The organism is Empedobacter brevis (genome assembly GCF_965118635.1).
GTDB lineage: Bacteria > Bacteroidota > Bacteroidia > Flavobacteriales > Weeksellaceae > Empedobacter > Empedobacter brevis_A.
Genome location: NZ_CBCPHV010000010.1, coordinates 1 through 11,761 on the forward strand (window position 1 = coordinate 1; position 11,761 = coordinate 11,761).

At 29.5% G+C, this 11,761-nt stretch carries 12 protein-coding genes; 4 read left to right on the forward strand and 8 right to left on the reverse strand.

What is annotated here, in order from left to right:
- Positions 1 to 210: hypothetical protein (locus ACMHJW_RS11840; protein ID WP_413533627.1), on the forward strand; the 210-nt coding region annotated here is incomplete at its 5' end.
- 464 nt (positions 211 to 674) lie between these two features.
- On the opposite strand, the gene ACMHJW_RS11845 is transcribed toward ACMHJW_RS11840, so the two are convergent.
- The 5 genes from ACMHJW_RS11845 to ACMHJW_RS11865 all read right to left on the reverse strand — a co-directional run bounded on the left by ACMHJW_RS11845 (position 675) and on the right by ACMHJW_RS11865 (position 6,111).
- Positions 675 to 1,613 (reverse strand): glycosyltransferase family 2 protein, encoded by a 939-nt coding sequence (locus tag ACMHJW_RS11845; RefSeq protein ID WP_413533628.1) that lies wholly within the window; start codon positions 1,611 to 1,613, stop codon positions 675 to 677.
- A 273-nt stretch (positions 1,614 to 1,886) separates the two neighbouring features.
- Positions 1,887 to 3,287 carry a dihydrolipoyl dehydrogenase gene (lpdA, locus tag ACMHJW_RS11850; RefSeq protein ID WP_413533629.1) on the reverse strand — a complete coding sequence of 467 codons (1,401 nt, stop codon included), beginning with the start codon at positions 3,285 to 3,287 and terminating at the stop codon, positions 1,887 to 1,889.
- A gap of 100 nt (positions 3,288 to 3,387) precedes the next feature.
- The gene (locus tag ACMHJW_RS11855; RefSeq protein WP_413533630.1) at positions 3,388 to 4,041 is read right to left on the reverse strand and encodes a dienelactone hydrolase family protein; all 654 of its coding nucleotides are present in this window, start codon (positions 4,039 to 4,041) and stop codon (positions 3,388 to 3,390) included.
- Positions 4,042 to 4,137: 96 nt separating this feature from the next.
- Entirely contained in the window at positions 4,138 to 5,151 is a 1,014-nt protein-coding gene (locus ACMHJW_RS11860; protein ID WP_413533631.1) for a 3-oxoacyl-ACP synthase III family protein, read from the reverse strand.
- Between the two features lie 84 nt (positions 5,152 to 5,235).
- Entirely contained in the window at positions 5,236 to 6,111 is an 876-nt protein-coding gene (locus tag ACMHJW_RS11865) for a DMT family transporter (protein WP_413533632.1), read from the reverse strand.
- A gap of 287 nt (positions 6,112 to 6,398) precedes the next feature.
- On the opposite strand from ACMHJW_RS11865, the gene ACMHJW_RS11870 reads away from it, so the two are divergent.
- The 3 genes from ACMHJW_RS11870 to ACMHJW_RS11880 all read left to right on the forward strand — a co-directional run bounded on the left by ACMHJW_RS11870 (position 6,399) and on the right by ACMHJW_RS11880 (position 9,056).
- Positions 6,399 to 7,205, forward strand: coding sequence for a TerC family protein (locus tag ACMHJW_RS11870; protein ID WP_413533633.1), 807 nt, complete (start codon positions 6,399 to 6,401; stop codon positions 7,203 to 7,205).
- 48 nt (positions 7,206 to 7,253) lie between these two features.
- Complete coding sequence (locus ACMHJW_RS11875; protein WP_413533634.1) at positions 7,254 to 8,069, forward strand: HAD family hydrolase; 816 nt, start codon at positions 7,254 to 7,256, stop codon at positions 8,067 to 8,069.
- A gap of 81 nt (positions 8,070 to 8,150) precedes the next feature.
- Complete coding sequence (locus tag ACMHJW_RS11880; protein WP_413533635.1) at positions 8,151 to 9,056, forward strand: polysaccharide deacetylase family protein; 906 nt, start codon at positions 8,151 to 8,153, stop codon at positions 9,054 to 9,056.
- A 41-nt stretch (positions 9,057 to 9,097) separates the two neighbouring features.
- On the opposite strand, the gene ACMHJW_RS11885 is transcribed toward ACMHJW_RS11880, so the two are convergent.
- From ACMHJW_RS11885 to porV, 3 genes are all read right to left on the reverse strand, one after another.
- The gene (locus tag ACMHJW_RS11885) at positions 9,098 to 9,502 is read right to left on the reverse strand and encodes an OsmC family protein (RefSeq protein ID WP_413533636.1); all 405 of its coding nucleotides are present in this window, start codon (positions 9,500 to 9,502) and stop codon (positions 9,098 to 9,100) included.
- A complete protein-coding gene (locus ACMHJW_RS11890; RefSeq protein WP_413533637.1) occupies positions 9,502 to 10,413 on the reverse strand; it encodes a pirin family protein in 912 nt (303 codons plus the stop codon). Before ACMHJW_RS11890 ends, ACMHJW_RS11885 begins: the two co-directional genes overlap by 1 nt.
- Positions 10,414 to 10,536: 123 nt before the next feature.
- Positions 10,537 to 11,730 carry a type IX secretion system outer membrane channel protein PorV gene (gene porV / locus ACMHJW_RS11895; protein WP_413533638.1) on the reverse strand — a complete coding sequence of 398 codons (1,194 nt, stop codon included), beginning with the start codon at positions 11,728 to 11,730 and terminating at the stop codon, positions 10,537 to 10,539.
- Positions 11,731 to 11,761 lie beyond the last annotated feature (31 nt).

An 11,761-nucleotide genomic window follows, 5' to 3' on the forward strand; every position in this document is an offset into this window, starting at 1 on the left:
GGAGAAACTAATACAAGAATCATTAAAATTACAGTTAACAAACTTCCTAGCAAAACAAGATTATTTAACTTTTTTGTTTTTATATATTGCATTATAAGTGTAAAAGCAATTGTAATAAAAGAAAAACCTAAATATATTTCGCTACATCCTCCAAGAATTAGGATTGAAACTACAAAAACTATTTTATCAATTAATTTATTATTTTTATAAATATTTATAATTGATCCTAAAAATATGACAAAAAATATTGAAGGAAAAAAATAGGTTATACTACCTGCTAACCAATAATAATTTTCTGAAAGAGAACATAATAATAATGTATAAATAGATAAAAAACTAGTAGATAATAGCAAACGCTTTTTTAAATCATCTATTTCAATACTTTTTAAAAAGTATAAAAATCCTACAAAGAAAAGAATAATAAATACAATACTATATATTCCAAAGTAATTAATTGAATTTAAAGCTAATGGAGAAACTGTTAAAACCGCTGTTGCAATATATCTTGATGTCCAATCAAAATATCTATGAATTTGAACATCGATAAATGAATTATTTTTTAACGCAACTCCGTATGAAAAATCATCTGCAGATGGATAATTATAAAAAACAAAGGAATAAAATTGGAAATAATATTAAGAAATTCAATATTATTAATACAAGTAAACTTTTTTTCATTTTGAATAATAATCTTTTATAATAAATTTTGGTCTTCTTTTTACTTCTAAAAATATTCTTCCTATATATTCACCTAGAATACCGATTCCAATTAATTGTATACTTCCTATAAAAGTTATTGCAGTAATTAAAGATGCATAACCATGTTCAGATATTCCGAAAAATATTTTTTCAATCACTATTTTTAGTCCAAATATTATAGAAAATACAACTGTTATGAAGCCAAAGTATAAGAAAAGTTTTAAAGGAAAAATTGAAAAGGAAGTTATTCCATCAAGTGCTAGTTTAAATAGTTTGAAAAAATTAAATTTTGTTTTTCCAGCAACTCTTTCATCTCTTTTATATTCAACAATTGTTGTTCTAAATCCAACCCAATTGAATAAACCTTTCATAAAAAGTTGATTTTCTTTAAATTTTATTATTTCATTTACAACTTTCTTATCCATTAATCTAAAATCACCAACATTCGATTCTAGTTTAACATCTACTAAGCTGTTATATAAATTATAAAAAAGTTTTGCGGATACACGTTTTAAATAAGAATCACTATTTCTATCAACTCTTTTTGCTAAAACAATATCAAAACCTTCTTCGTATTTTGTTAACATTTCTGCTATAACGTGCAAAGGATCCTGTAAATCGACATCAATTGGAATTATAATATCTCCTTTTGCATAGTCTAAACCTGCAAAAAGTGCATTTTCTTTCCCGAAATTCCTTGAAAAATCAACGATATGTATATTATTATATTTAGAAAATTTTTCAATTAATATATTTAATGTCAAATCTTTACTTCCGTCATTTATAAATATTATCTCAAGCGAATATTTACTTTTATCAATATGCTTTGAATAAAATTCGAAGGTTTCTCGCAGAAATACATCAATAGTAGCTTCCTCATTGTAGACAGGAACTATTAGGTTAATCGTTTTCAATCTTTCAATTTAGATATAGGTTAATTTATACTTTATTGCAAAAGTACTTTAAATTTTGAATACTAATTAATTATTGCAGTTATCTTTTTCGTTCTTTTGCTCTAAATACAAAGAAGAAAATTACAATTGATAAAACTGTAATTAAAATTGTATCCCAATTATCTTTAAATAAATTGATAATATTTTCCATTTTTGATTGCGTATTAAAATTTAAAAATAATAAAAAAGCTGTTCAGAAGAACAGCTTTTTATATTTATCTTGAATCTATTTGATTAAGCGTGAATTGGACGATTATCAGTTGCAGCTAAAGCAGCTTCTTTAATCGCTTCTGCGAATGTTGGGTGAGCATGTGACATTCTTGTTAAGTCTTCTGCTGAAGCACGGAATTCCATTGCTGTAACTCCTTCTGCAATTAAATCTGCAGCACGAGCCCCAATGATATGCATTCCTAAAATTTCATCTGTATTTTTATCTGCTAAAATTTTAGCAAAACCATCTGTATCCATAGAAGCACGAGCACGTCCTAAAGCTTTGAAAGGGAAAGAACCAACTTTATATTCTACTCCTTCTTCTTTTAATTGCTCTTCTGTTTTACCAACTCCTGCAACTTCTGGCCAAGTATAAACTACACCTGGAATTAAATTATAATTAATATGAGGTTTTTGTCCAGCTAATTGCTCAGCTACTAAAACTCCTTCTTCTTCTGCTTTGTGTGCTAACATTGCTCCTGCAACAACATCACCGATTGCATAAACGTTTGAAACATTTGTTTGTAAGTGATCGTTTGTTTTGATACGACCTCTTTCATCAACTTCGATTCCTACGTTTTCTAAACCTAAAGATCCAGTGAAAGCACGACGACCAACTGCTACTAAAGCATAATCTCCGTTAATTTCAATTTCTTCTCCTTTTTTAGAAGTCGCTTTTAATGTTACATCGTTTCCATTGTTTACTACAGAAGTTACTCCAGTAGAAGTGTAGAATTTCATTCCTTGTTTTTTCAATACTTTTGTCAATTCTTTAGACAAAGCACCATCCATTCCTGAAATAATACGATCTGCATATTCAACAACTGTTACTTGAGAACCTAAACGTAAGTATACTGAACCTAATTCTAATCCAATAACTCCACCTCCAATTACAATCAAGTGTTTTGGAACTTCTGTTAAAGCTAAAGCTTCTGTAGAAGTAATGATGCGTGTTTTATCTGTTTGTGCGAACGGCAATTCAGATGAAACTGAACCTGTTGCAATAATTGTATTTTTAGCTTCAATTTCTTGAGTAGAACCGTCTTTTGCAGTTACTATAATATGAGTTGCATCTTTGAAAGCACCTGTTCCTTCTAAAACATCAATATTATTTTTACTCATCAAGTATTTGATACCAGCTACGTTAGTATCCACAACACCTGCTTTTCGAGCAATCATTTGAGTGAAGTTTACTTTTGGAGCATCAATTTCGATTCCGTGCTCTTTAAAGTGATTAACAGCATCGTAATAATGGTGAGAAGAATCTAATAAAGCTTTTGACGGAATACATCCTACATTAAGACATGTACCTCCTAAACTTTCTTTCTCGATAATTGCTGTTTTAAATCCTAATTGTGCGCAACGGATTGCAGCAACGTATCCTCCAGGTCCAGCACCAATTACGGCTACATCATAAGAACTCATATAGTTTTATTTTGATTTATATTAATTAAACTTCACAAATATAACCAATATCGTATATATTTTTGTTATAAAATTGTCATGAATTTTGTTAGGAAATATCTTAATCTAACTGATAATTTCTGCGAGCCCATTTTTTACTTGGTTCAATCCATTCATCCAGCGCTTTATAAAGAAAACCATGTTTCAAACCTGTATATAATTCAACCTCTTTGAAATGATTTATTTTTTGAGTTGATTTTTCTTTTCTTTTTATAGCTGAAACTCCATAATAATCAGAATTTTCATAAATCGTCAATATATTTCCTGAGAAGTTAATATCGGGCAGATCTTGTAAATCACTTTCTTGAAATGAACCTATAAAAACATAATTTATAGCTGGATTTTTCATAAACGTTGAAACATATTGTGCGATGTAACCTCCTTTCGAAGTTCCTATAACTGTAATATGATTCGGTTTGACACCAATATTTAATAAACTATCTATTTGATTGACAATTTTTTTTGCATAGACAACTCCATTTGTGTTTGGAGCTCTTTTCTCGCTGATAACAGTAAATCCATCATTTTTGTATGATTGTAAAATCTTAGAATATTCGATTTTAGTTTTATAAACTGTGTCATAATCATTGTCATTATGTGTTTCCAAATACTTATTATGCAGAAAAAACACATAATCTTTATCTTCTTTGTTTTGTGCTATTTTGTTTTGTGAACAACTCACAAATCCGATTAAGAATATGAATAAATATTTCATTATTAAAATTTTAAGGCAATCAAATATAATTAAAAAATCCTTTGCTTTTCAGCAAAGGATTTCTATATGTTTTAGAATATTTAATCTAATTTTTAATTACCAGTTCATCAAAACAGATCCCCAAGTGAATCCTGCTCCAAATGCAGTCATCATAACTAAATCACCTTTTTTGATTTTACCTTCTTTTTTGGCTTCACTTAAGGCTATTGGAATAGATGCAGCTGTTGTATTTCCGTAACGCATAATGTTGTTGTAAACTTTTTCGTCTGGTAAACCCAATTGTTTTTGTACAAATTGAGAAATACGCAAGTTGGCTTGATGCGGAATAAATAAATCTAAATCTTCAGGTTTTTTATTTGCAGCTGATAAAGCTTCTGCTATTGATTCAGGAAAACGCGTAACTGCATGTTTGAAAACATAGTTTCCATTCATATAAGGATAAATTTCCTTTTTTGTTAATGTGTTACCTTCTTTCAATAATTCGTCTGACCAACCTGTTTTTGTACCTGGAAAAGTAACGGCAAGTTCTTCAGCAAATTCTCCTTCTGAATGCAAGTTAGTCGCTAAAATTCCTCTTCCTTCTTCTTCCGTTGCAGAAACAATAACCGCTCCTGCTCCATCGCCGAAAATTACTGAAACGCCACGACCTTCATCAGACATATCCAATCCAAATGAATGTACTTCTGCTCCAATTACCAAAATATTTTTGTAAATACCAGCTTTTATAAAAGCATTTGCTGTTGACAGTGCATATACAAAACCAGAACATTGATTACGAATATCCATTGCACCAATAGTACGACAACCTAATTCTTTCTGAACCAATACTCCATTTCCTGGAAAATAATAATCTGGAGATAAAGTAGCGAACAATATAAAATCAATATCTTGAGCAGTAATTCCTGCATCTTCTAGAGCGTTTTTAGCCGCAATAACACCTAAATCTGTAGAAGATATTTTAGAATCCTTTTCAACATGCCTTCTTTCTACAATTCCTGTTCTTTCTTGGATCCATTCATCATTGGTATCCATTACTTTCGCTAAATCAAAGTTTGTTACAACTCTTTCAGGCACATAATGCCCAACTCCTGTTATAATAGAGTTTATCATCTGATAATCGTTTACTTTTCAATTGAGGCAAAGATATTAAATGATAACGGTTTCTTAAAATTAATACGTCTTTTTGACATCAAATTATTTAGAAAATCTTGTTTTTAAGATTCCATTCATAATGATCGAAAGTAACATTACGCCTGTAGCAACATAAAAAACAGGTGTCATATGTTCTGAATCTCCAAAAATAAGACTTGCCAAAATGATACCATATACAGGTTCTAAATTTACATTTAACATCAATGTAAAAGCACTTACATGTTTTAATAAATCTACAGATTCTATTTGTGCGAATGCTGTAAAAACTATTCCTAATAATGCTAGCCAACCAAAGTTTGACCAACTTATGGTTATCACTTCCGTGATTGCTTCGGGTTGAAAAAGAAGCATTACAATTGAAATTGTAATAAAACCACCAATCATCTCATATAATGTAACTTTTGTTGGTTGTAGTGTTTTTGGCAATGTAGAATTTAATACAGCAAATAATGCAGACAAAAAGCTACATAATATTCCTATAATGATTCCTAATTTATAACCATCTGGTGAAACGTTAAAAATAACTGCAACACAAGTTGCTACAATAATGGCTAATATAATTTCCAGTAAATTTATTCTTCTCCTAAAAAATATTGGTTCCAAAACAGCACTAAAAAGTGCGCCCATGGATAGGGTGCTCAATGCAATTGAAATATTAGAAAGTTTAATAGACAAATAAAAAGTAAACCAATGTATTCCTACAATTCCACCGATTATTAATAATTTAATTAACTCCTTTTTCGAAACAGTCAAATCCATTTTTCTAAATTTCATATAAAGAAAAACAGCAAATCCTCCTATCAACACACGATACCAAACCATTGGTAAAGCTCCCATTGTAACTAATTTTCCGAAAACTCCTGTAAAACCCCAAAGAAGAACGAGGAATTGCAAACGAAGTTGAATTTTTGAAATCATTCTAAGTATTTTCGTAAAAATAAAATTAAATTTTAGATAAGTAAAACTAAAAATAGAATAATAATTACTCATTATTGATTTTAAAAATTTCAATTTTTAATTGATGAATTTCTTGATTCAAAAACACTGAATGTAAAACATTTAAGGCTTCATGTGTGTCTTTTATTAAATTCTAACAAGTATTTTTCAACACATTTTTTTCTTTAATATTAAATTAACATTAAATAATTATTACTCAAATTTTAATTATTATTCTTCGTTGTATTTTCGAATTTCAAAAATTAACGATGGATTTTAGTATTTTTTTACAGGCAGATGCATTAATTGCATTATTTACGTTGACAATGTTAGAAATTGTTTTAGGAATTGACAATATTGTTTTTATCTCTATTTTATCAGGAAAACTTCCCGCACATCAACAAAAGAAAGCGCAGCAGCTTGGTTTGTTTTTAGCGATGTTTACACGTGTATTGCTTTTATTTTCTTTAAGTTGGGTTATGAGTTTAACTACACCTTTGTTCAATATAGCAGATTGGATAGGAATTACTTCTTCTGATTGGCACGAAAAATTAGCAATTTCTGGACGTGACTTAATCCTTTTAATAGGTGGTATATTCTTAATTTATAAATCTACCGTAGAAATTCATCATAAAATTGAGGGAGTTGAAGAAAGTAATGAAAAAATTAAAGTTCATTCTTTTGCAGGAACTATTGTTCAAATCTTAATCTTAGATATCGTTTTCTCACTGGATTCTGTTATTACAGCAGTTGGAATGGCTGAACATATAGAAGTCATGATTGCCGCAGTAATTATTGCTGTTGCTGTAATGATGCTTTCTGCAAGTGCAGTTTCTAAGTTTGTTAACGATCATCCTACAGTAAAAATGTTAGCATTATCATTCTTATTATTAATTGGTGTTTCATTATTAGCAGAAGGATTTGATCAACATATTTCCAAAGGTTACATTTATTTTGCAATGGGATTCTCTGTTTTGGTCGAATTCTTGAACTTAAAAATGAAGAAAAAAAATGCCAATCCAGGAATTGTTCGAAATATGGTTGGCGATGCAGAAAAACAAAACAAAAATTTATAACTAACTTTAAGGTCTCAATTATGAGACCTTTTTTAATAAAAAAAATCAATGCAAAATATTAAATTAATAGTTACAGATATGGACGGAACATTATTACGTTCAGATCATTCATTAAGTCCTGAATTCAATAAAATATACCAAGAATTAAAAAAGAATAATATCACATTTGTACCTGCAAGTGGACGTCAATATTATAGTATCATTTCCTATTTTGAAAATATAAAAGATGAATTGGCTATAATTGCTGAAAACGGAACTTATGTTACCTACAAAGGTGAAGAAGTTTTTGTGGATGAAATGGATTATTCTATCATTAAAAAAATAATCGAAGAAGTTCGTAAAATAGAAGGCGCAAATATTGTTTTAGCTGGGAAAAATGCAGCTTATGTAGAATCGAAAGATGAAACTTTTTTAGAATATTTTAAAAATTATTATAACAAAAGTGTTTGGGTTGAAGATTTAACAAAGATTGAAAATGAACAATTTATAAAGATTGCTGTAAATCATCCCAATGGAACAGAATTTAATGTATTTCCGAAATTAGTTGATTTCGAAAAGTACGGATTAAAAGTTGTTGTTTCTGGTGAAGTTTGGCTTGATGTGATGAATAAAAATTCGAACAAAGGAGTTGCTCTTCAAGCCTTGATGGATAAATTGGATATTTCATCTGAAGAAATCATTGTTTTTGGTGATTTTATGAATGATTTAGAGATGCTAAATTTGGCCAAATATAGTTTTGCAATGGAGAATGCACACCAAAACGTAAAAGAAATTGCCAATTTTACGGCTCCTTCAAATGATGAAGATGGTGTTATTCAAATTATTAAACACTATTTGCAACAATTAAATACTGTAGATATTTAATAATCTTAAGAAATAACATGCAGAAATTAACATACAAATAATTGAAAATTTATTAATTTCGCACAAAACCTAAACAAACAAATGTTTTTAATCAACAAACATCTAAAAAGCGTTCTTGCAATTGGAACTTTATTTTTTGTTTTTTCTTGTAAAAATGAAAATAATTCAGTTCAAAATCAAAGCACAACAACAGAACCAAAAGAGATTTTACAAAATAATACAGATTCTATTTACAACGTAAAAATAGATTCTTCTACTTTGCATCAAAATACGAATTTACCAGCTGAAAAGCAAAATGCTATCGACTCGACAAAGCAATATGTTTATTTAACTTTTGATGATGGACCTTATAAAGGAAGTAAAAATATCAATAAAATTTTAACAGAAGAAAATGTAAAAGGAACTGTATTCTTAGTTGGTTTTAATGCTTTTACTAAAGATCTTAAACAAAATGTAGAAAATTATAAAGCAAATCCGAATGTAGAAATTGCAAATCATACATTTTCTCATGCTCGCAATAAATACAAAGCTTTTTATAATGCACCACCTGAAAATGTATACGAAGATATTCGCAAAAATGAAGTTGCTTTGGATATACATTCTCGTTGGGTACGTTTGCCAGCGCGTAATACATGGCGTGTAAATGAACATAAAAAAGATGATCCTGTAAAAAATGCAATCCCAGCAGCAAATTTAATTGCCAAAAATCAATATTATATATATGGTTGGGATTATGAATGGGAAAGAAGTGGAAAAAAATCTCCTAATCATGAACTTTCATCACCTGAGAAAATTTACGAAGGAATTTTACATCGTTTAGATCAGAATAAAACATTTCAAAAAAATCATTTGGTGATCTTAATGCACGATGATATGTTTAATGAAGATTTTAATGCTGAAAAATTAAGAAAATTAATTGTTTTACTAAAACAAAATCCAAAAATTGTGATTGAAGGTATTTCTGGATATCCAACCAGGATTAGCTAGATAAAAAATCAAAAAAAAACTATTCAATTGAATAGTTTTTTTTATTTGATGAAGTTTATAGTTGTTTCTATTTCGTGACCTTTCTCTAATACTTTGTGTATTGGACAAGAATTTGCAACTTTCAGTAATCTTGTTTGTTGTTTTTCATCAAAATCACCTTCGATAACAACATGACGTTGAAATTTTATTGCTTGTGTTGTATTCATATCAAAATTGACATCAACCTCAACTTTTCTGTAAGCAAATTCTTTATGATTCATATACATTTGCAATGTAATAGAAGTACAAGAAGCCAACGAAGCGCCCAATAATTCGCTTGGTTTTGCAGCTGTATCCAAACCACCTTTATCTATTGGTTCATCAACAGTAAACTCATGTTTTCCGGTTTTAATTATCGAAATATAATTTTTGTCTGTTGAACTTGATATTACATTTATATCACTCATTATTTTTTATTTTCTTTACCTTTCAGTTTAGATTTTTGTTGAGCTTCTGGAATTGGAACATAATCGTCATCTCCAGGTACTTTCGGAAAACGATGATTTATCCAATCTTCTTTTGCCTTTTCAATTCTCTCCTTTGAGGAACTCACAAAATTCCAAAAAATAAAATGTTCTTCTGGCAATTCTTCTCCACCGAAAATATAAACTGTAGAACCTGCTGCAATTTCAAACTCGCATAATTTTGTGTCCTTTGCTATTAACAATTGCTTTGTTCCATAAGTTTCACCATCATCTTTTATAGAACCTTCTAATACATATAATGCGGATTCTCCATATAAATCTTCTCCTAATGATACTTTGAAATCATTTTTAGCTTTAATTTCAATAAAATATAAAGGAGAATAAACAGGAACAGCAGAAGTATATTCTTTAAATTTCCCTGCAATTAATCTATAATCTGCATTATGATCAGACCAATTTGGTAATTTTTCTGCTTCTACATGCGTAAAACTTGGTTCTATTTCTTCAAGTTCTTTAGGTAGAGCAATCCAAATTTGAAGACCATGAAGTGTTTTATCCGTTGTTCTTAAATATTCGGGTGTTCGTTCTGAATGCACGACTCCTTTACCAGCTGTCATCCAATTAACTGCACCTGGTTTTATTTCCATTTTAGTTCCTAAACTATCACAATGCATAATAGATCCTTCGAATAAATAAGTCAAAGTAGATAAACCAATATGTGGATGTGGACCTACATCAAGATTTTGATAATCTTTCAATTTTGTTGGTCCCATATGATCTATAAATACAAATGGCCCTACGTGCCTTTTTTGGCGAAAAGGCAATAATCTACCTACTAAAAAATTGCCAATATCAGCAGCTTTTTCTTCTAAAATTAATCCAACATTAGACATAGAAATACGTTTTTGTTTCGTGTAAATTTAGTTTTAAAAATAATTTTAAAACTTGATTTAAGATAATAAAAAAAGGCTAGCCAAAAGGCTAACCTAATTATTTTTTTTATAATTTGAACGATTTTAGTAATCGTAACTATTTTGTGTTTCTCCACCAAAATTCCAAGCAATACCAAAACGTAACGTATTTTCTAATGCATTGTTTGTATCTGAAGTTGGAATTAAATAAGAAGCATTAAATGCAAAAGCATTGTATTTAAGCCCTAAACCTAATGTTAAATGTTGGCGATCTCCTTTTGTTTTGCTTTCATGAAAATAACCTGTACGAATAAATAAAGCATCATTATAAGAATACTCTGCACCAATAGAATACATGATTTCTTTTAATTCTTCTTTTCCTCCTCCTGGAGCATCTCCGAAAGAACTAAAAATTCCTGACATTACACCTTTATTAGGAATATAACTGCTTGTAATATTTCCTTCTTCATCATACTCAAATTGAGGTGTAGGCACTAATAATTTAGAGAATTCTGTTGTAATTCCGACTTTATTATAATCATCAAATTTGAAATCATATCCAACTCCTAAACGCAATGTTGTAGGCAAGTAAGATGAATTGTCTTCTGAATTAGAATAATCTAATTTTGGACCAATATTAGAAATTTGAAAACCTCCTCGTAATTTCCCTTCAAAATGATTCGTGCTCATCGTTTCAGATTGATAATAACCTGCCAAATCTACTGCGAATGTATTTGCTGGTTGAACTGTAGCATCATTCATCCCATTAAATAAATCTGAACGAATAAAACGTCCTGTTACAGCCATCGAATAATTATCTGTTAAACGTAAACCGTATGATAAATCAATAGAGAATTCATTTGGCTTAGCAGTACCATCATTAATAATCAAATCGCTCCCACCAATACCGCCTGCTCCAAGTCTATTTAACTGAATTTCTCCCATATTGAAATAGTAAATACTTGCTCCTAATGTACTGCGTTCTTCTTGCCCTAAAAAAGTATAATAAGTAGCATTCAATAAAAATACATCATTTACTAGAGAGCCCATATAAGGCGTATATGAAAAGGCTACACCAGAATAATCTGGAGCAAAAGAATATTTTGCAGCATTCCAATATTGAGAATAATTATCTGCAGATGTAGCAACACCTTGATCTCCTAAACCTCCTGCGCGTGCATCTGGAGAAATTCTTAAAAAAGGAGCTCCTGTTATAATCGGATTATTAACCTCATCTTTTTTTTGAGCAAAAGTCAATCCTGATGCTAAAATCAATAAGCTTGCGGTAATTTTTTTCATTCGTGTTATTATTGATTATATTTAATCTTTT

Bases quoted from the DNA above. Each gene is read 5' to 3' on its own strand.
- lpdA (WP_413533629.1), bottom strand. From the start codon at position 3,287: ATGAGTTCTTATGATGTAGCCGTAATTGGTGCTGGACCTGGAGGATAC.
- ACMHJW_RS11855 (WP_413533630.1), bottom strand. From the start codon at position 4,041: ATGAAATATTTATTCATATTCTTAATCGGATTTGTGAGTTGTTCACAA.
- ACMHJW_RS11860 (WP_413533631.1), bottom strand. From the start codon at position 5,151: ATGATAAACTCTATTATAACAGGAGTTGGGCATTATGTGCCTGAAAGA.
- ACMHJW_RS11865 (WP_413533632.1), bottom strand. From the start codon at position 6,111: ATGATTTCAAAAATTCAACTTCGTTTGCAATTCCTCGTTCTTCTTTGG.
- ACMHJW_RS11870 (WP_413533633.1), top strand. From the start codon at position 6,399: ATGGATTTTAGTATTTTTTTACAGGCAGATGCATTAATTGCATTATTT.
- ACMHJW_RS11875 (WP_413533634.1), top strand. From the start codon at position 7,254: ATGCAAAATATTAAATTAATAGTTACAGATATGGACGGAACATTATTA.
- ACMHJW_RS11880 (WP_413533635.1), top strand. From the start codon at position 8,151: ATGTTTTTAATCAACAAACATCTAAAAAGCGTTCTTGCAATTGGAACT.
- ACMHJW_RS11885 (WP_413533636.1), bottom strand. From the start codon at position 9,502: ATGAGTGATATAAATGTAATATCAAGTTCAACAGACAAAAATTATATT.
- ACMHJW_RS11890 (WP_413533637.1), bottom strand. From the start codon at position 10,413: ATGTCTAATGTTGGATTAATTTTAGAAGAAAAAGCTGCTGATATTGGC.
- porV (WP_413533638.1), bottom strand. From the start codon at position 11,730: ATGAAAAAAATTACCGCAAGCTTATTGATTTTAGCATCAGGATTGACT.